Source organism: Mesorhizobium sp. WSM4817 (assembly GCF_055811135.1).
Genome location: NZ_JBVVQQ010000026.1, coordinates 17,024 through 36,461, shown reverse-complemented (window position 1 = coordinate 36,461; position 19,438 = coordinate 17,024). Strand labels below are relative to the sequence as shown.

Sequence of the window (19,438 nt, the reverse complement as noted above, 5' to 3'; positions counted from 1 at the left end):
CAGCAATGGGTGGGAAGCGGTCTCGAACTACATGGTTTGCGAACCAATTCGGACGCTGTCCTGAGTACTAGGAGAATGTCTGATGTCGTGGAAACTCGATGAGACCGTGGAAACATCCGCGGGCGCTGTGGCAGCGGGTCAATTTGGTAGTGGACCCGCGCTTGTGCTGGCTCACGGCTGGCCGTGGTCTTCGTTCTCATGGCATCGGATTATTCCAGATCTTGCAAGGCGGTATCGTGTCCACTGGTACGATATGCCCGGATACGGGCGATCCGACAAACGCGCGGAGCAGCGCACCTCACTCGATGTGCAAGGAGAAGTATTCGCCGAGATGCTCGCGCATTGGGACCTTGAGCAGCCCACCGTTGTTGCCCATGATTTCGGCGGAGCGACGACGCTACGGGCGCATTTGCTGCATGGCTGCGACTTCGAGCGGTATGTCCTGATGAATGTCGTCGCCATGCGCCCTTGGGGATCGGAGTTCTTCGATCATGTCGGTCGCCATGTGGATGCCTTTCTGGGCCTGCCGCCGCATATCCACAGAGCGCTCGTGGAAGCATATATCAAGGGGGCGATCGTAAATGACATCGCGCCCGGAGATTTCGAGAAACTTGCCGAGCCGTGGCTTGCCGAGGAGGGACGAGGAAGCTTCTATCGGCAATTCGCGCAAGCCGACGAAAAATATACCGCCGAAGTCGAGCCGGCGTTCGGTGATATCAGGTGTCCGGTAAAGATAATTTGGGGCAAGGACGATCCATGGATCCCGCTGGAGCGAGGCAAAGCGCTTCATACGCTGATCCCGCAGGCATCGTTCGAAACATTACCTGGCGTCGGTCACTTGCCTCAGCTCGAAGCCCCGGATCTCGTGCTGGAGCGGCTGAACGCATTTCTATCACGCGCATTATAGTGATACACCGGCACGTGCGGTCTGCGCGACAATTCACATGCGACACTTATCTTGCCGGCGTCAGTCGCCCCACCTATCCAGCAGACCTAATCCGGCAGTCTGGCTGAAGCATGGCCGTTTGGAGCGTGGACTGCGGCCTGATAAATCTTCTGCCGTGATTCGCACGACTCGGAAGCATCGATGAAGCGCCTGGCCGGCCGGATAATTCTGCTGTGGGGCTGGCGCCGCGCGCTTGTGGCGTTTCTTGCCGGTGCGCTGGCGGTTCTTGCCCAGGCGCCTTATGATTTCTTCGCCGTCTGTTTCGTTTCGTTTCCGCTGCTGGTCTGGCTCCTCGACGGCGCAACTGGCGAAGCCTCCGATGGCTGGTTCCGGCATTTGCGGCCGGCCTTCGCCGTCGGCTGGTGGTTCGGCTTCGGCTATTTTCTCGCCGGATTGTGGTGGATCGGCTCAGCACTCCTAGTCGAGGCCGACAGTTTCGCCTGGGCGCTTCCCTTCGCAGTGGTCGGAATTCCGCTGGCGCTCGCCTTTTTCTATGGCTTCGCGACAGCGGTTGCCCGGCTGCTGTGGAGCAACGACATCGGCCGCATCGCCGCCCTTGCCTTCGGCTTCGGCTTGGCGGAATGGCTGCGCGACTTTCTGTTCACCGGCTTTCCCTGGAATGCCGTCGGCTACGCGGCGATGCCGGTGCCCTTGCTTATGCAGAGCGTGTCGGTGACCGGCATGGTCGGCATCAACGCGCTGGCGGTCTTCGTCTTTGCCTTGCCGGCCCTGCTTGCGGCGCGCCGGCATATCCGCCTTGGGGGTGCACTGGCTGCCGTTCTCGTCGCGGCCCATGTCGGCTTCGGCTATGTCAGGCTTGCTGCCAAGGTCGAACCCGCAACCCGCGCAATCGACGTCCGCATCGTGCAGCCGGCCGTCGACCTCAGCGAAAAGTGGGACCCTTCAGTGCCCGACCGGATTTTCGCTACACTGATGGGGCTTTCGGCCAAGGCGCCAGAGACTGGTCATGCCAAGCCGCAATTGATCCTGTGGCCGGAAACCTCCGTGCCGTTTTTTTTCGCCGAACGTCCCGATGCGCTGACCGCGCTGGGAGAGATGCTTGGCGACGGCCAGACGCTGATCGCCGGCGTCGTCCGGGAGGAAGGCGGGTCGGCGGATGATGCCGACAGGCGGTACTACAATTCGGTGGTGGCGATCGACGACAAGGGTCAAATCGCCGATGCAGTCGACAAGGTTCATCTGGTGCCCTTTGGCGAATATCTCCCTTTTGCCGACCTGCTTGGCCGCTTGGGGCTCAAACAACTCGTCGCCGGGCCGACAACCTACGCGGCGGGCAATGAGCGGCACCCGATCGCGTTGCCCGGCGGCATCCGCGTGCTTCCGTTCATTTGCTACGAAGTCATCTTTCCCGATCTGGTGGCGGTTGACGCAACGTCAGCTGAGCTTATTGTGAATGTCACGAACGACGCGTGGTTCGGTGACACGCCGGGTCCGTACCAGCATTTCAGGCAGGCGCAGATTCGTGCGGTGGAGAACGGGGTGCCATTGTTGCGTGCAGCCAATAACGGCATTTCCGCTGTCGTCGATCCGCGCGGACACATCCTCGACGCGCTGGCGATCGACGCCCGCGGAGCCATCGATGTCCACGTGCCGATTTCCAATCGAGCCATCGTTTCTTCCAGCCAAAGACGCATTAATGGACTGATGATCATGTTGCTGTTCGCTCTCGCCGCTTTCACAATGAATGTAAGGCAACGGCTACGGGCGAATTGACAGTCGACACATTAGAAACTCATACTGTAACCGCCTGAAATTTCTCGAAGTCAGCACGTCGGTTCTGTTGGGGCACTGGCCGCCGGCTTCGTTTTGGGCAGAAAAAACACAAAAAGCCGGAAAAATTCGGCGAGGAAAAAATGGCAGAAGAAAACAAGAAGAAGCCGAATCCTATCGACATCCATGTCGGAAGTCGCATCAGGCTTCGTCGCAATATGTTGGGAATGAGCCAGGAAAAGCTGGGCGAGAACCTCGGTATAACGTTTCAGCAGATACAGAAATACGAAAAGGGTACCAATCGCGTTGGCGCCAGCCGTTTGCAGGCAATCGCCTCGATACTGGGTGTGCCTGTCGCTTTCTTTTTCGAGGACGCGCCGGGCCAGGAGGCCGTGGGCAACCGCGGATTTGCCGAGGATGCATCAATGGCTTCTGCCGTCGAATTCTGCGGCAGTCCTGAAGGTCTTCAACTCAACCGGGCCTTCGTCAAGATCACCGACGTGAAGATACGCCGCAAGGTTATCGAGCTTGTGAAGGCCCTTTCCTCCGACGCAGTCGATTGATTACGCAGATTGGTCTGGGTCGATTGATTGGGTAGCGGTTGAAAAGTCGAAGATAGCGAAGTCGTCATTGCGGGCAGGCAATTTCTTGCGATCTCGCGCATCGTGGAATTTACATCCCGCAGGCGTGCAGGAGGGCGGATCGATTTTGCTCGACAGCCATGCTCAAAGTCTTTCTCCATCAACGTGTTGAAGCTAAAGCACGTGCTGGAGCCAAGCAGGCTGGCGGCCGCCTGCCGGCGGTCAAAGTGGTACAAGATAATGGTGCCCACCGCTTGACGAGCGCTGCTCGACACAGCTAACACGTGGCGCGCCAATCGGCAGCGTGCCGATGATTTTTCAAGAGGGGACACCCGTGACGCGGCAAAACTATCTATTCACCTCGGAATCCGTTGCCGAGGGTCATCCCGACAAGGTCTGCGACCGTATCTCCGACGAGATCGTCGATCTGGTCTATCGCGAGGCCAGAAAGACCGGCATGGACCCCTGGAAGGTCCGCGTCGCCTGCGAAACGCTGGCGACCACGAATCGCGTCGTCATCGCCGGCGAGGTGCGCGTCCCCGAGACCCTGCTCAAGAAGGACAAGGCCGGCAACATCCTGATGGATGCCGCCGGTCATCCGCTCGTCAATCCGGCCAAGTTCAAGTCGGCCGCCCGCAAGGCGATCCGCGAAATCGGCTATGAACAGGCCGGTTTCCACTGGAAGACGGCAAAGATCGAGGTTCTGCTGCATGGCCAGTCGCCGGATATCGGCCAGGGCGTCGACAATGCCTCCGACCGGCAAGGCGAGGAAGGGGCCGGCGACCAGGGCATCATGTTCGGCTATGCCTGCCGCGAGACGCCGGATCTGATGCCGGCGCCGATCTACTACAGCCACAAGATCCTCGAACTGCTGGCCGCCGCGCGCCATGAAGGCAACGGCGATGCCGGCCGGCTCGGGCCGGACGCCAAGAGCCAGGTCACCGTCCGCTATATCGACGGCAAGGCGGCGGAAGTGACGCAAATCGTGTTGTCCACCCAGCACCTCGACGCCAGCTGGGATTCGAAGAAGGTCCGCAACGTCGTCGAACCCTATATTCGCGAGGCGCTGGGCGACCTGAAGATCGCCGACAGCTGCAACTGGTACATCAACCCGACAGGCAAGTTCGTCATCGGCGGGCCCGACGGCGACGCCGGCCTGACCGGGCGCAAGATCATCGTCGACACTTACGGCGGTGCTGCGCCTCATGGCGGCGGGGCTTTTTCCGGCAAGGACACCACCAAGGTCGACCGTTCCGCGGCCTATGCGGCCCGCTACCTCGCCAAGAACGTGGTGGCGGCGAAGCTCGCCGATCGCTGCACCATCCAGCTTTCCTACGCCATAGGCGTGGCCCAGCCGCTGTCGGTCTATGTCGACCTGCACGGCACCGGCAGGGTCGATGAGGCAAAGCTCGAGCAGGCGCTGCGCACCGTGATGGATCTGTCGCCGTCCGGCATCCGCCGCCATCTCGATCTCAACAAGCCGATTTATGCCAAGACGTCGTCTTATGGTCATTTCGGCCGCAAGGCCGGCCGCGACGGGTCCTTCTCCTGGGAAAAGACCGACCTCGCCAAGGCTCTCAAGGACGCACTCGCCGAAGCGCCTGCCGAAGCAGTCGCGGCCTAGCCGCGGCGTCCATAGATCCGGAAGACATGGATCCGAAAGACCGGCCAAGCCGTGCGACCGAAGCATTTTTCGGTCGCCGGCGCGGCAAGGCCATCCGTCCGCAGCAGGCAGCGGCACTGGAAAGCGGTTTCAGCACCTACCGGCTTGATCTGACGGCCGGACCGCCGGCCGACTTGCACAGCCTGTTCGAAGCCGATGTCCGCGCCATTCATCTCGAAATTGGTTTTGGTGGCGGCGAGCACCTGCTGCATCGGGCGACGGCGGCTCCTGAGACCGGTTTTGTCGGCGTCGAGCCTTTCGTCAACGGCATGGCCAAGATGATGATGGCGGTCAGGGAACGGCCGCTTGCCAATCTTCGGGTCTATGACGACGACGCCACGCGCCTGCTCGACTGGCTCCCGCAAGCCTCGCTCGGCGGCATCGACCTTCTCTATCCCGATCCCTGGCCGAAGAAGAAACACTGGAAGCGCCGCTTCGTCAGTCCGGTCAATCTCGACCGTTTCGCGCGCGTGCTGACGTCAGGCGGAACATTCCGCTTTGCGTCCGATATCGATAGCTATGTGAACTGGACGCTGCTGCACTGCCGGGCACATGAAGCGTTTGCGTGGCAGGCTGAAGAGGCAGCCGACTGGCAGCGGCCTTATAAGGGTTGGCCGGGTACACGCTACGAGGCGAAGGCCGTTCGCGAAGGCCGGCGGCCAGCCTACCTCACCTTCGTCCGAAGATAGTCCTATTCAAAGCGCGCCTAGGTGCGCTTTGACGTCGATGAGGACCAGAGATGTCCTCGTCCATGCGTCGCCGGACTTAGACTTAGAAGCGGCCGATCTTGTTGAAGGCGGCCGGATCCATGCCGAGATTGCGCAGATCGCGTGCGCGCGGCTTGCGGCCGGCTTCGACGGCGTGCGAAGCGGCGACGGCGCTGCCGAAGACGGTGAAGAAATCGCCGATGGCCGAGAAAACCTTGTGGTTGGTCATGATTATGCCCTTTCGCCTGCTGCAATGCGTGATTGATTTTGTGCAACGCAGCATAGATAGGCGCGTACTGCCTGATATCACAGGGACGTTGGCGCATGGCCGCCATGCGCCCTGTGCAACGCTGCCGCCCCCAACAGTTTCGTCCACCCTGCATGCGGACAATTCATCTGCTTACCGACACGGACTGCATGCGGACTTGAAACGACGGCTGCGATCGTCTATATCAGGCTCAAATTCTTGGTCGGTATGGCGAAGAGTGGGTCCACCCGGTCCCGCTCTTTTTTGTTACCTTCCGGCCGCCGACGAAGCGACAGGAATAGAATGACGGCAACGGTACCCGACAGCGACGACCGCATCATCCGCGAAAGCGGCATCGATGCGCGCATCGCGCTGATCGTGCAGCCGGTTCTGCGTGCCATTGGCTTCCGCCTTGTCAGGGTGCATCTGACGGGCCAGAACGGACTGACGCTGCAGATCATGGCCGAACGCGAGGACGGCACCATGACCGTCGAGGATTGCGAAGAGGTCAGCCGGGCGGTGTCGCCGGCGCTCGATGTCGATGATCCGATCGAAAAGGCGTATCATCTCGAAGTGTCGTCGCCGGGGATCGACCGGCCGCTGGTCCGAAAGTCGGATTTCGCGACCTGGACGGGTCATCTGGTGAAGATGGAAACCTCGGTCCTCGTCGCCGACCGCAAGCGCTTCAAGGGCAAGATCGCCGAGAGCGACGCGGACGGCGTGCTGATCGAGCGCGACAAGGCGGCCTATGGCGAACAGCCGACGGTGCGTGTGCCCTACGATTCGATTGCCGAAGCACGGCTGATCCTGACCGACGACCTTATCCGCGACGCACTGTCGAAGGACAACAGGGCGCGCAAGGAAGCCAAGAAGCGCCGCGGCGAGCCCGAAGACGCGCCAGAGAGCGTAGAAGCGGGCGTAGAAGATGAAACCGAACAGGAAATGTGATTGGGCTGCCGGGCGCAAAGGCTCGGCAACAAGCTCGGGAGAAAAAAGATGGTTGTAAGCGCAAACAGGCTCGAACTGCTGCAGATCGCCGATGCGGTCGCGCGTGAGAAGTCGATCGACAAGTCGATCGTCATCGCCGCCATGGCCGATGCGATCCAGAAGGCGGCGCGCTCGCGCTATGGCCAGGAAACCAACATCCGTGCCGACATCAATCCGAATACCGGCGAGATGAAGCTGCAGCGGCTGATGGAAGTGGTGGAGAAGGTCGACGACTATGCGACGCAGATCGCCATATCCTCGGCGCGTGAGCGCAATCCCGACGCCCAGCTCGGCGACTTCATTGCCGAACAGCTGCCGCCGATGGATTTCGGCCGCATCGCCGCCCAGTCGGCCAAGCAGGTCATCGTGCAGAAGGTGCGCGAGGCCGAGCGTGACCGCCAGTACGACGAGTACAAGGACCGTATCGGCGAGATCGTCAACGGTACTGTCAAACGCGTCGAATACGGCAACGTCATCGTCGATCTCGGCCGCGGTGAGGCGATAATCCGTCGCGACGAGCTGATCCCGCGCGAAAATTACAAATATGGCGATCGCGTCCGCGCCTATGTCTATGACGTGCGCCGCGAGCAGCGCGGTCCGCAGATATTCCTGTCGCGCACCCATCCGCAGTTCATGGCGAAGCTGTTCACCATGGAAGTGCCGGAAATCTACGACGGCATTATCGAGATCAAGTCGGTCGCCCGCGATCCGGGTTCGCGCGCCAAGATCGCCGTCATCTCGCGTGACAGTTCCATCGATCCGGTCGGCGCCTGTGTCGGCATGCGCGGCAGCCGCGTTCAGGCGGTGGTCGGCGAATTGCAGGGCGAGAAGATCGACATCATTCCGTGGTCGCCTTCGGCCGCTTCCTTCATCGTCAACGCGCTGCAGCCGGCGGAAGTCGCCAAGGTCGTGCTCGACGAGGACGCCGAACGCATCGAGGTCGTGGTGCCGGACGACCAGCTGTCGCTGGCCATCGGCCGCCGCGGCCAGAACGTCCGGCTCGCCTCGCAGCTCACCGGCTGGGATATCGACATCCTGACCGAGCAGGAAGAGAGCGAGCGACGCCAGAAGGAGTTCGTCGAACGCTCGGCTCTGTTCATGGATGCGCTCAACGTCGACGAGATGGTCGGCCAGGTGCTCGCCTCCGAAGGCTTCACCAGCGTCGAGGAAGTCGCCTATGTCGATGCCGACGAGATCGCGTCGATCGATGGCTTCGACGAGGACACCGCCTCGGAAATCCAGGCTCGCGCCCGCGAATATCTGGAGAAGATCGAAGCCGAGCATGACGAGAAGCGTAAGGCGCTCGGCGTCAAGGACGAGTTGCGTGAGATTCCAGGCGTGACCACCGCCATGATGGTGACGCTCGGCGAGGATGGCGTGAAGACGATCGAGGATTTCGCCGGCTATGCAGCCGATGATCTGACCGGCTGGAAGGAACGCAAGGACGGCGAGACGAAGGTATTCCCGGGCGTGCTCGCCAATCACGGCGTGTCGCGGGCCGATGCTGAACAGATGGTTCTGGCTGCTCGCCTCAAGGCCGGCTGGATCACCGAAGACGAGCTTGCAGCCGAAGACGTGCCGGCTGACGAAGCCGTTGGTGCGTGAGGTGAAACCGCATCGCACACAAGCCGCCCTTGGACGAGATGAACGATCGCACTTGCATCGTCGCGCGCAGACAGGCCGAACCGGATGAACTGATCCGTTTCGTCGTCGGCCCGGATTCGGCCGTCGTTCCGGATATCAAGAAAAACCTGCCCGGACGCGGTTGCTGGGTGACTGCCGACCGCCTACATATCGACAAGGCGGCAGCGAAAAACCTGTTCGCTCGCGCCTTCAAGGCGCAGGTGACCGTGCCGACCGATCTCGGCGACATGGTCGACGGGCTGCTTTCCAGATACGCTCTGGGCATGCTCGGTCTTGCCCGCAAGGCAGGCGCGATCGCGCTCGGCGCCACCAAGGTCGAGAGCGCGGTGCGTGGCGGGCTGGCGCTTTTCGTGTTGCATGCGACCGAGGCGTCAGATGACGGCGTCCGCAAGATCAGCCAGGCGCGACGGGCAACCGTCCACCTCGGTGGCCCCGCCATCCTTGCCTACAAACTTTTCTCCGAGGCCGAGTTGAGCTTGGCATTGGGGGGTACAAATGTGATACATGCTGCCGTTCTCGCGGGAGACGCGGGCAGGGCGGTCCAGAAGCGCATGGTTGCGCTCGACCGGTATCGGGGCGGTTCCCCGGACGATCTGGCAATGCTTGCGGCCGTTGCTGACGAAGATGATGCCGCAGAGGATATGGAATGAGCGATACGAAATCGGGCGACGACAAGACGTTGAGTGTTACGCCGAAGAAGACTTTGACGCTGAAGCGCCCCGGTACGGAACAGGGCACCGTGCGCCAGAGCTTCTCGCATGGCCGCACCAAGGCGGTCGTGGTCGAGACCAAGAAGCGCAAGTTCTCGCTGCCCGGTGACAAGCCGGAGCCGGTTGCTGCCCCTGTGTCCGTCTTCACGCCGAAGCCACCGGTCGCGGCAGCGCCGGTTGTGCAGGAAGCGCCCAAGGCGCCGCCGCCTCCGCCGCCGGTCGAACGTGGCGGCATGGTGCTGAACCAATTGTCGCGCGATGAAATGGAGGCGCGCCGCCGGGCTCTTGAGGGTTCGAAGGTGCGCGACGTCGAGGATCGCCAGCGCGCCATCGACGAGGCCAAGCGCCGCGCCGAGGATGAAGAGCGCCGCCGTCGCGAGCGCGAGGAATCCGCGCGCCGCCAAGCCGAGGAAGAAGCCCGGCTGCAGGCCGAGGCCGAGTCCCGCCGGCGTGCCGAGGAAGAGGCGCGCCGCCGCGCGCCGCTGACCGCCGAACTGGCGACAGTCGACGACGAGGACATCAAGCCGAAGCGGACCGGCGCCGGCGCCCCGGTGCGCCGTCCGGTCACGCCGGAAGTGGCGCGTCCGGCCAAGCCGACCAAGGGCGAGGAAGATCGCCGCCGCGGCAAGCTGACGCTGAATGCCGCACTTTCCGATGAGGATGCGCGTGCGCGTTCGCTGTCGTCGATGCGTCGGCGCCAGGAGAAATTCAAGCGCGCGCTGCATAACGAACCGCGCGAGAAAGTCATGCGCGAAGTGATACTTCCCGAAACCATCACCATCCAGGAACTGGCGCAGCGCATGTCCGAGCGCGCCGTCGATGTGGTCAAGTTCTTCATGAAACAGGGCCAGATCCTGAAGCCGGGCGACGTCATCGACGCCGACACGGCCGAACTGGTCGCTACCGAATTCGGCCACACGGTTCGCCGCGTCGCCGAGTCCGACATCGAGGAAGGCCTCTTCAACATCGCCGATCGTCCCGAGGATCTCGAGCCGCGTCCGCCGGTGGTGACCATCATGGGCCATGTCGATCACGGCAAGACGTCGCTGCTCGATGCCATCCGCAATGCCAATGTCGTGTCCGGCGAGGCCGGCGGCATCACCCAGCATATCGGCGCCTATCAGGTCGAGAAGAACGGTAACAAGATCACCTTCATCGATACGCCCGGCCACGCCGCCTTCACGGCAATGCGCGCCCGTGGCGCTCAGGCGACCGACATCGCCATCCTGGTAGTGGCGGCCGACGACAGCGTGATGCCGCAGACGATCGAATCGATCAGCCATGCCAAGGCGGCCGGCGTTCCGATCATTGTGGCGATCAACAAGATCGACAAGCATGACGCCGACCCGCAGAAGGTGCGCTCGGAACTACTGCGCCACGAAGTCTTCGTCGAATCGATGGGCGGCGAGGTGCTGGACGTCGAAGTGTCGGCGACCAAGGGCACCAATCTCGACAAGCTGCTCGAAGCGATCCTGCTGCAGGCCGAAATCCTCGACCTGAAGGCCAATCCGGACCGCACCGCCGAGGGCGTCGTCATCGAAGCTCAGCTCGACAAGGGCCGCGGCCCCGTCGCCACGGTGCTGGTCCAGACCGGCACGCTGATGCCTGGCGACATCCTCGTTGCCGGTAACGAATGGGGCCGGGTGCGCGCGCTGGTCAACGACCGTGGCGGGCAGATCAAGGAAGCGCCGCCGGCGATGCCCGTGGAAGTGCTCGGTCTGCAGGGAACCCCGCAGGCCGGCGACCGCTTCGCCGTCGTCAACAACGAGGCCCGCGCCCGCGAGATCACCGAATATCGCCAGCGTCTGGCGCGTGAGAAGGCGGTGGCCAAGCATGCCGGCCAGCGTGGTTCGCTCGAACAGATGATGTCGCAACTGCAGACGAGCGGGCTGAAGGAATTCCCGCTGGTCATCAAGGGCGACGTGCAGGGCTCGATCGAGGCGATCAGCGCAGCGCTGGACAAGCTCGGCACCGACGAGGTGCGTGCGCGCATCGTTCATGCGGGCGCCGGCGGCATCACCGAAAGCGATGTCTCGCTGGCGGAAACCTCGGGCGCCGCAATCATCGGCTTCAACGTTCGCGCCAATGTGCAGGCGCGTGCGGCGGCTGCGGCCGCAGGCATCGAGATCCGCTATTACTCGATCATCTACAACCTCGTGGATGACGTGAAGGCGGCGCTGTCCGGCCTGCTGTCGCCGGAGCGTCGCGAGACCTTCATCGGCAATGCCGAGATCCTCGAGATCTTCGACATCACCAAGGTCGGCAAGATCGCCGGCTGCCGTGTCACCGAAGGCAAGGTCGAGCGCGGTGCGGGCGTTCGCCTGATCCGCGACAACGTCGTCATCCACGAAGGCACGCTGAAGACGCTGAAGCGCTTCAAGGACGAAGTTGCGGAGGTTCCGGGTGGCCAGGAATGCGGCATGGCCTTCCAGAACTACGAAGACATGCGCGTCGGCGACGTCATCGAGTGCTTCCGCGTCGAGATGGTGACCAGGACGCTCTGAGTTCGAGCAACTTGAGTTCGAGCATTTACAGACCGGCCGGTGGTCGAAAGGCTGCCGCCTAAACCATGATCCCGAAAAGTGGTATCCGGGTTCGGAGAGGATCATGGTCAACAAAAAATAGAGCCTGATCCATTCCGATTTCTATCGGGATGGATCATATGAGACATGCGGCGCGGTCCCATCCCGTGCCTCACGATTTCAGGATAGAGAAAAATGCCCCGTTCAACCACGTCAGGTCCATCCCAGCGCATGCTTCGCGTCGGCGAGCAGGTGCGGCATGCGCTGTCGGAAACCTTGCAACGTGGCGAGATCCTCGATCCGCTGATCGAGAATTCGGTGGTTTCGGTCTCGGAGGTGCGCATGTCGCCCGATCTGAAGATCGCCACCGCTTTCGTCTCGCCGCTTGGCGCCAGTGATGCCGATGCGGTGGTCGAGGCGCTCAACAAGCATGCGAAATTCGTGCGCGGCCGCGTTTCCGGCGCGCTCCGGCAGATGAAGTACATGCCGGAATTCCGCTTCCGGCTCGACACCAGCTACGACAATTTCCAGAAGATCAACGAATTGTTGCACTCGCCCGAAGTGGCGCGCGATCTCAGCCCAGACGCCCAGATCGGCGACCATAACAAAGACAACGACAAGGACGAAAAATAGTGGCGCGTCGCGGCAAGAAGAAGGGTCGGCCGATCTCCGGCTGGCTGGTGCTGGACAAACCCGTCGGCATGGGTTCGACCGAAGCCGTCTCCAAGATCAAATGGCTGTTCCAGGCGGAAAAGGCCGGCCATGCCGGCACGCTCGACCCGCTCGCTTCCGGCATGCTGCCGATCGCGCTCGGCGAAGCGACCAAGACCGTCCCCTATGTCCAGGATGGCGCCAAGGTCTACCGCTTCACGGTTGCCTGGGGTGAGGAGCGTTCGACCGATGACCTCGAAGGGCCGGTGACGAAAAGCTCCGACCAGCGTCCGGCTGAAGCCGATGTGCTTTTGCTGATGCCAAAATACACCGGCGTCATCATGCAGACGCCGCCGCAATTTTCGGCCATCAAGATCGCAGGCGAGCGCGCCTATGATCTTGCCCGCGACGGCGCGACGGTCGACATTCCGGCGCGGGAAGTCGAGATCGGCCGCCTCGACCTGATCGAGCACAGTGCTGACAGCACCATTTTCGAGGTCGAATGCGGCAAGGGCACCTATGTCCGCTCGCTGGCCCGCGACATGGGCCGCGATCTCGGCTGTTTCGGTCACATCGCCGAACTGCGCCGGATCGAGGTCGAGCCGTTCACGCAGGAAGACTTCGTCACCATCGCCGAGCTGGAAGCCGCCCGCTTCGGCGAACAGCCCGATGAGGGTTCGGATTCAGCGGACACGGTGCCGGTCGACTTCGACGCCATCGACGCGTTTCTGGTCGACACGTCAGCCGCGCTCGACTGCCTGCCGCAGATCGCGATCAGCGACGACGCGGCAACAAAAATCCGCCTCGGCAACCCGGTCATCATCCGTGGCCGCGACGCGCCGGTGGAAGCCGAGGAAGCCTGCGCCACGGCGCGCGGCAAGCTGGTCGCCATCGGCGCCATCGAGCAAGGCATGTTCAAGCCGAAGCGGGTCTTTGCCGGCTGAGCCCCCTCGTCTAATCTCGATCAGAGGTACATTCGAGGGGCACATGGCAAAGGCCGAGACGATCAGGAAGCGGGCGCCGGTGACAGCACGGCGGCCGCCGATTGGCGCATCACCGGGCACACTGATCGCCGACCCTGCGGCGCGGCGCAGCGAACTGCGACTGACACTGATGTCGCCCGACAAATTCGAGACAATCGAAAATGCCAGCATCGACGACCTGAATGCTCATTGCAACGCATGGCCGGTCATCTGGCTCGACTGCACCGGCCTCGCCAACATCCCGCTGATCGAGGAGATCGGCCGGATTTTCAGCCTGCATCCGCTGGCGCTGGAAGACGTCGTCAACACCGGCCAGCGGCCGAAGGTGGACTTCTTCGAGGACCATGCCTTCGTCGTCGTCAGGATGATCGACGACGTCACCGCGCATCGCTACGAGCAGATCGCGGTCTTCTTCGGCAGGAACTTCGTCGTCACCTTCCAGGAGCGCGAAGGCGATCCGTTCGATCCCGTGCGCAAGCGCATCGAAAGCTCGATGCCCAACCGGCTGCGCTCACGCGGCGCCGACTATCTCGCCTATGCGCTGATCGACGCCATCGTCGACAGTTATTTCCCGCCGATCGAGACCGCCGGCGACTTGGTCGACAGCATCGAGGACCAAATGCTGCGCGCGGCGGACAAGCACCAGATGCGGCGGCTTCACGAGTTGCGGCGCGACGCCAACGTGCTGAAGGGGGTGCTTTGGCCGATGCGCGACGCGCTGGCGACGCTGATCCGCAACGACGTGCCCTACGTCAAGCCCGAGACCAAGATCTTCCTGAACGACACGCTCGATCACTCGCTTCGGCTCATCGAACTGGTCGAAACCCAGCGCGACATGCTGACCGGTCTGATCGAGATGCATCTGTCGCTGGGTCAGGCACGCACCAGCGACGTCATCAGCTATCTGACGATCGTCTCGGTGATCTTCATCCCGCTCACCTTTCTCGCTGGCGTGTGGGGCATGAACTTCGATCCCGAAGCCTCGCCATGGAACATGCCGGAGCTGAAGGCCCAATACGGCTATCCGGCAGCGCTGGTGTTCATGGCCGTTGTCGCGCTCGGGCTTGTCGCCTTCTTCAGATGGAAGAAGTGGCTATAGCCGAGGCGAAATCTTCGTTTGTGCAGCAAAAAGCCGGCTTGTGAATTGGGCTGGTGTTTTTGCCTGAATTGCCCTATATGCGCCGCAGCATCGTGCAATGCCACGTTGCTTGTACCGGCCCCTGCTGGACGACATCCCGGCCGAGGGCGTCCCGTTTCCTCAAACAGATAAGGAAAAACACGATGTCGATTACTGCCGAGCGCAAGAAGGAATTGATGGGTGAATTCGCAACCGCCAAGGGCGATACCGGGTCTCCGGAAGTCCAGGTGGCCATCCTTTCCGAGCGCATCAAGAACCTGACCGACCATTTCAAGGACCACAAGAAGGATAACCATTCCCGCCGTGGTCTGCTCGCTCTCGTCTCCCAGCGCCGCAGCCTGCTTGATTATCTCAAGCGCAAGGACGACGCGCGCTATCAGACGCTGATCGAGAAGCTCGGTCTGCGCCGTTGACGAATTGACCGGCGGGTTCTTTCGAGAGCCCGCCGGTCGCGCATTGGAGCAGTCCATTGCTCCAATGAAGGAAGTAGAGCGCCGCGCTTCGATTTGGACGCGCACATGGGACGCTCTGAAACTTTGAATTTGCGCAAGGCATTTCCGAGAGCCGCGGTTTTCGGGTCATGCGCAAGGCCAGTCGGATCGATTGGCCAGACCCGGTTTCGATATAGCACAGGGCCATTCGAAACCGCCCATGGACGGTCATGGGGCAGGATTGCAGGACGCTCGCGCGGCACCCGCGCCGGATTTACCCGAGCTTCCCGTTGTCTTGCCCGTGGCTGCCCGAGAAACGAAGCCAAGGGAAACGGGCACTCGCGCACGGTGAAATGGCGCGGCCCTTTCCGCATATGAAGGACAAGACATGTTCAATCACCACAAAGTGGAAATCGAATGGGGCGGCCGTCCGCTCATCCTCGAAACCGGCAAGATTGCGCGCCAGGCTGACGGCGCGGTGCTCGCCACCTACGGCGAAACCAAGGTTCTCGCCACCGTCGTTTCGATGAAGGAACCAAAACCCGGCCTCGATTTCTTCCCGCTGACCGTCAACTACCAGGAAAAGACCTATGCCGCCGGCAAGATCCCGGGCGGCTATTTCAAGCGCGAAGGCCGTCCGAGCGAAAAGGAAACGCTGGTTTCCCGTCTCATCGACCGTCCGATCCGCCCACTCTTCGCTGACGGTTACAAGAACGACACGCAGATCGTTGTCACCGTCGTCCAGCATGATCTCGAAAACGACCCGGACATCCTGTCGATCGTCGCCACCTCGGCGGCTTTGACGCTGTCCGGCGTCCCTTTCATGGGTCCGATCGGCGGCGCCCGCGTCGGCTACATCAACGGCGAATATGTGCTCAATCCGCATGTCGACGAGATGCAGGAATCCAAGCTTGACCTGATCGTCGCCGGCACCTCCGACGCCGTGCTGATGGTCGAGTCCGAAGCCAAGGAACTCGGCGAGGATCTGATGCTCGGCGCCGTCATGTTCGGCCATCGCGGCTTCCAGCCGGTGATCGACGCCATCATCAAGCTGGCAGAAGTCGCCGCCAAGGATCCGCGTGACTTCACCGCGCCGGATTATTCGGCGCTTGAAGCCGAGATGCTGAAGATCGTCGAAGGCGAGCTTCGCGATGCCTACAAGATCACCGACAAGCAGAAGCGCTATGCCGCCGTCGACGCCGTCAAGGCGAAGGTCAAGGCTGCGTTCGCACCCGCCGAAGGCGAAGAAGCCAAGTATACGTCCGAGCAGATCGGCACCGTGTTCAAGGAGCTCCAGGCCAAGGTGGTGCGCTGGAACATCCTCGACACCGGTTCGCGCATCGACGGCCGCGATCTGAAGACGGTTCGCAAGATCGTCTCCGAAGTCGGCGTCCTGCCGCGCACCCACGGCTCGGCGCTGTTCACCCGCGGCGAGACCCAGGCGCTGGTTGTCGCCACGCTCGGCACCGGCGAGGACGAGCAGTATGTCGATTCGCTGACCGGCATGTACAAGGAGAAGTTCCTCCTTCACTACAACTTCCCTCCCTATTCGGTCGGTGAAACCGGTCGCATGGGTTCGCCCGGCCGCCGCGAAATCGGCCACGGCAAGCTCGCCTGGCGCGCGATCCGCCCGATGCTGCCGACATCGGACCAGTTCCCCTACACGCTGCGCGTCGTCTCGGAGATCACCGAGTCCAACGGCTCGTCGTCGATGGCTACCGTCTGCGGCACCTCGCTGGCGCTGATGGATGCCGGTGTGCCGCTGGCCAAGCCGGTCGCCGGCATCGCCATGGGTCTGATCAAGGAAGGCGAGCGCTTCGCGGTGCTCTCCGACATCCTCGGCGACGAGGACCATCTCGGCGACATGGACTTCAAGGTTGCCGGCACCGCCAACGGCATCACCTCGCTGCAGATGGACATCAAGATCGAGGGCATCACCGAGGAGATCATGAAGATCGCACTGGATCAGGCCAAGGACGGCCGCCAGCATATCCTCGGCGAAATGGGCCATGCGCTGTCCGGCGCGCGCTCCGAACTCGGCGAATTCGCGCCGCGCATCGAGGTCATGCACATCCCGACCGACAAGATCCGCGACGTGATCGGCTCGGGCGGCAAGGTCATCCGCGAGATCGTCGAAAAGACCGGCGCCAAGATCAACATCGAGGACGACGGCACGGTCAAGATCGCTTCGTCCAACGCCAAGGAGATTGAGGCGGCGAAGAAGTGGATCCACACCATCGTCGCCGAGCCGGAAGTCGGCGAAATCTACGAGGGCACGGTCGTCAAGACCGCCGACTTCGGCGCTTTCGTCAACTTCTTCGGTCCGCGTGACGGCCTCGTCCACATCTCGCAGCTCGCCAATGATCGCGTCGCCAAGACTTCGGACGTCGTCAAGGAAGGCGACAAGGTCTGGGTCAAGCTGATGGGCTTCGACGAACGCGGCAAGGTACGCCTGTCGATGAAGGTCGTCGACCAGGCCACCGGCAAGGAAATCGCCCGCGACAAGAAGGCCGACGGCGAAGAAGACGCCGCCTGAGCGATCTGACCGAACAATCGAAACGGGCGCGCCGACAGGTCGCGCCCGCTTTCATTTTCTGGTCAAGCCAGCTGCACTTCGAGATCGAAAAATGTCCGCTGAGCCGCTGAAGACACTGTTCCATCCGTTCGAGGCGGAGGCTGTTTCCTTGCCGCGTAAGGGCGAGCGTGTCCTCTTTCTGGGCGCTGAGCCGGGCTTCCGCCTGCCCGAAGGTTTTGATGCAGCACTGCATCTGGTGCAAGGCTTCCGGCCGCACTATCGCGCGCTGCAGGCGGCCGGTTTCACCGTCACGCCGCGCCCGGAGGGCGAAGGCTTCGATGCGGCATTGGTGCTTGCCGGCCGCCATCGCGGGCAGAACGAATTGCGCATCGCCGAGGCGATCGAGTGTGTGAGGCCGGGCGGATCGATTATCGTTGCCGGCGCCAAGGACGATGGCATTGCCAGCCTGCGCAAGCGCATCGACGAGCTTGTGCCGCTCGACGGCCATTTGCCGAAACATCACGGCATCGCCTTCTGGTTTCATCAACCTGCCGATGCTGCGCTCGCAACGGCACTTCGCGCCGCCAATCCAGCCCTTCTGGTCGAGGATCGGTTCCGCACCGCACCAGGCATGTTCTCTTTCGACAAGATCGATGCAGGTTCGAGATTGCTGGTCGACAATCTGCCCGGCGACCTGCGTGGCAGCGTTGCCGATTTCTGCGCCGGCTGGGGCTATGTGGCGGCCGAGGTCGCCGCCCGCTCACCTGGCATATCGGCGCTCGATCTCTACGAGGCCGAGTTCGATGCGCTGGAGGCGGCGAAATTCAATATCGGCAACACAGCGGAACCCAACTTCTTCTGGATCGATCTTTTGAGCGAGCCGGTCGAGCGGCGCTATGACGCCATCGCCATGAACCCGCCCTTCCATCGCAGCCGGGCGGCCGAGCCCGAGATCGGCGCCGGCATGATCCGCGCCGCGGCAAAGGCGCTGAAGCCGGGCGGTCGGCTGTTCATGGTGGCGAACCGCCAGCTTCCCTACGAGCCGGTGCTGGCGGCCGCCTTCTCCAGCCATGCCGAGATTGCCCGCGACGGCATGTTCAAGGTTTTCGCGGCGCGCCGCTGAAGGCTGGTTCACGCGGACAACGGCATCTTCTGCGGCCGAAATTACTCTCGTCCGCTGTCGGTCCGCTTCAGCTCGTCGAGCGCCGGCATCGACACGATGTGGTAGCCGGAATCGACATAGTGGATTTCGCCGGTGACGCCCGACGACAGGTCGGACAGCAGATAGAGCGCGGAACCACCGACTTCGTCGATGGTCACTGTGCGGCGCAGCGGCGAATTGCGCTGCTGGTAGGAAAACATGTGGCGTGCGTCGGAAATCCCGGCGCCGGCCAGTGTCCGTACCGGTCCGGCGGATATGCCGTTCACCCTGATGCCGCGCGGGCCGTAGTCGTTGGCGAGATAGCGGACGCTGGCTTCAAGCCCGGCCTTGGCGACGCCCATGACGTTGTAGTTCGGCATGACGCGGACCGAACCGGCATAGGTCAGTGTGATCATCGAGCCGCCGTCCCTCATCAGCGCGGCCGCATGACGGGCGACCTCGGTGAAGGAATAGCAGGAGATGACCATGGTGCGGACGAAATTGTCGCGGCTGGTGTCGGCGTAAAGGCCTTTCAGCTCGTTCTTGTCGGAAAAGCCGATGGCGTGGACGACGAAGTCCAGGCCGCCCCAGGCCTCGCCCAAGGTCTCGAAGGTGGCGGCAACCGATGCGCTGTCCTCGACGTCGCAAGGCACGACCAGCGAGGAGCCGAGCTTGTCGGCGAGCGGCTTGACCCGGCGCCCGAAGGCTTCGCCCTGATAGGTGAAGGCGAGTTCCGCCCCATGTTCGGACAGTTTCCGGGCGATGCCCCAGGCGATCGAATGGTCGTTGGCGACACCCATGACAAGCCCGCGCTTGCCCTTCATCAATCCGTCCATGGTTG

17 protein-coding genes are annotated in these 19,438 nt (G+C 62.3%); 15 read left to right on the top strand and 2 right to left on the bottom strand.

Annotation, left to right across the window (positions count from 1 at the left end):
* Positions 1-82 precede the first annotated feature (82 nt).
* The 5 genes from AC0L2K_RS27980 (at position 83) to trmB (ending at position 5,610) form a co-directional block, all read left to right on the top strand.
* On the top strand, positions 83-907 hold the full coding sequence (locus tag AC0L2K_RS27980) for an alpha/beta fold hydrolase (protein ID WP_473532913.1): 825 nt from the start codon (positions 83-85) through the stop codon (positions 905-907).
* A gap of 180 nt (positions 908-1,087) precedes the next feature.
* Positions 1,088-2,680 (top strand): apolipoprotein N-acyltransferase, encoded by a 1,593-nt coding sequence (lnt, locus tag AC0L2K_RS27975; protein WP_287258261.1) that lies wholly within the window; start codon positions 1,088-1,090, stop codon positions 2,678-2,680.
* 140 nt (positions 2,681-2,820) lie between these two features.
* Positions 2,821-3,240, top strand: coding sequence for a helix-turn-helix domain-containing protein (locus AC0L2K_RS27970; protein ID WP_023802110.1), 420 nt, complete (start codon positions 2,821-2,823; stop codon positions 3,238-3,240).
* Between the two features lie 328 nt (positions 3,241-3,568).
* A complete protein-coding gene (gene metK / locus AC0L2K_RS27965) occupies positions 3,569-4,882 on the top strand; it encodes a methionine adenosyltransferase (protein WP_210163894.1) in 1,314 nt (437 codons plus the stop codon).
* 26 nt (positions 4,883-4,908) lie between these two features.
* The gene (gene trmB / locus AC0L2K_RS27960) at positions 4,909-5,610 is read left to right on the top strand and encodes a tRNA (guanine(46)-N(7))-methyltransferase TrmB (protein ID WP_023802113.1); all 702 of its coding nucleotides are present in this window, start codon (positions 4,909-4,911) and stop codon (positions 5,608-5,610) included.
* A gap of 82 nt (positions 5,611-5,692) precedes the next feature.
* On the opposite strand, the gene AC0L2K_RS27955 is transcribed toward trmB, so the two are convergent.
* The gene (locus AC0L2K_RS27955; protein WP_023802114.1) at positions 5,693-5,857 is read right to left on the bottom strand and encodes a hypothetical protein; all 165 of its coding nucleotides are present in this window, start codon (positions 5,855-5,857) and stop codon (positions 5,693-5,695) included.
* A gap of 321 nt (positions 5,858-6,178) precedes the next feature.
* Here AC0L2K_RS27955 and rimP point away from each other — a divergent pair, with 321 nt between their 5' ends.
* The 10 genes from rimP to AC0L2K_RS27905 all read left to right on the top strand — a co-directional run bounded on the left by rimP (position 6,179) and on the right by AC0L2K_RS27905 (position 18,579).
* Positions 6,179-6,823: a ribosome maturation factor RimP gene (gene rimP, locus AC0L2K_RS27950; RefSeq protein WP_128174033.1), complete on the top strand. Its 645-nt coding sequence runs from the start codon at positions 6,179-6,181 to the stop codon at positions 6,821-6,823.
* Between the two features lie 48 nt (positions 6,824-6,871).
* On the top strand, positions 6,872-8,467 hold the full coding sequence (gene nusA / locus AC0L2K_RS27945) for a transcription termination factor NusA (RefSeq protein WP_023802116.1): 1,596 nt from the start codon (positions 6,872-6,874) through the stop codon (positions 8,465-8,467).
* Positions 8,468-8,505: 38 nt separating this feature from the next.
* Positions 8,506-9,156, top strand: a complete 651-nt coding sequence (locus AC0L2K_RS27940) for an RNA-binding protein (RefSeq protein WP_473532912.1) — start codon at positions 8,506-8,508, stop codon at positions 9,154-9,156.
* On the top strand, positions 9,153-11,720 hold the full coding sequence (infB, locus tag AC0L2K_RS27935) for a translation initiation factor IF-2 (protein WP_473532911.1): 2,568 nt from the start codon (positions 9,153-9,155) through the stop codon (positions 11,718-11,720). The genes AC0L2K_RS27940 and infB overlap by 4 nt, the downstream gene beginning before the upstream one ends.
* A gap of 213 nt (positions 11,721-11,933) precedes the next feature.
* The gene (gene rbfA, locus AC0L2K_RS27930; RefSeq protein ID WP_023802119.1) at positions 11,934-12,371 is read left to right on the top strand and encodes a 30S ribosome-binding factor RbfA; all 438 of its coding nucleotides are present in this window, start codon (positions 11,934-11,936) and stop codon (positions 12,369-12,371) included.
* A complete protein-coding gene (gene truB / locus AC0L2K_RS27925) occupies positions 12,371-13,333 on the top strand; it encodes a tRNA pseudouridine(55) synthase TruB (protein WP_287217761.1) in 963 nt (320 codons plus the stop codon). Before rbfA ends, truB begins: the two co-directional genes overlap by 1 nt.
* A gap of 43 nt (positions 13,334-13,376) precedes the next feature.
* Entirely contained in the window at positions 13,377-14,471 is a 1,095-nt protein-coding gene (corA, locus tag AC0L2K_RS27920; RefSeq protein ID WP_473532910.1) for a magnesium/cobalt transporter CorA, read from the top strand.
* A gap of 77 nt (positions 14,472-14,548) precedes the next feature.
* Entirely contained in the window at positions 14,549-14,923 is a 375-nt protein-coding gene (rpsO, locus tag AC0L2K_RS27915) for a 30S ribosomal protein S15 (RefSeq protein ID WP_274609416.1), read from the top strand.
* A gap of 406 nt (positions 14,924-15,329) precedes the next feature.
* The gene (pnp, locus tag AC0L2K_RS27910; protein WP_023802123.1) at positions 15,330-17,477 is read left to right on the top strand and encodes a polyribonucleotide nucleotidyltransferase; all 2,148 of its coding nucleotides are present in this window, start codon (positions 15,330-15,332) and stop codon (positions 17,475-17,477) included.
* A gap of 91 nt (positions 17,478-17,568) precedes the next feature.
* Positions 17,569-18,579 carry a class I SAM-dependent methyltransferase gene (locus AC0L2K_RS27905; protein WP_287226901.1) on the top strand — a complete coding sequence of 337 codons (1,011 nt, stop codon included), beginning with the start codon at positions 17,569-17,571 and terminating at the stop codon, positions 18,577-18,579.
* A gap of 41 nt (positions 18,580-18,620) precedes the next feature.
* On the opposite strand, the gene fabI is transcribed toward AC0L2K_RS27905, so the two are convergent.
* Entirely contained in the window at positions 18,621-19,433 is an 813-nt protein-coding gene (fabI, locus tag AC0L2K_RS27900; protein WP_473532909.1) for an enoyl-ACP reductase FabI, read from the bottom strand.
* Positions 19,434-19,438: the final 5 nt, after the last annotated feature.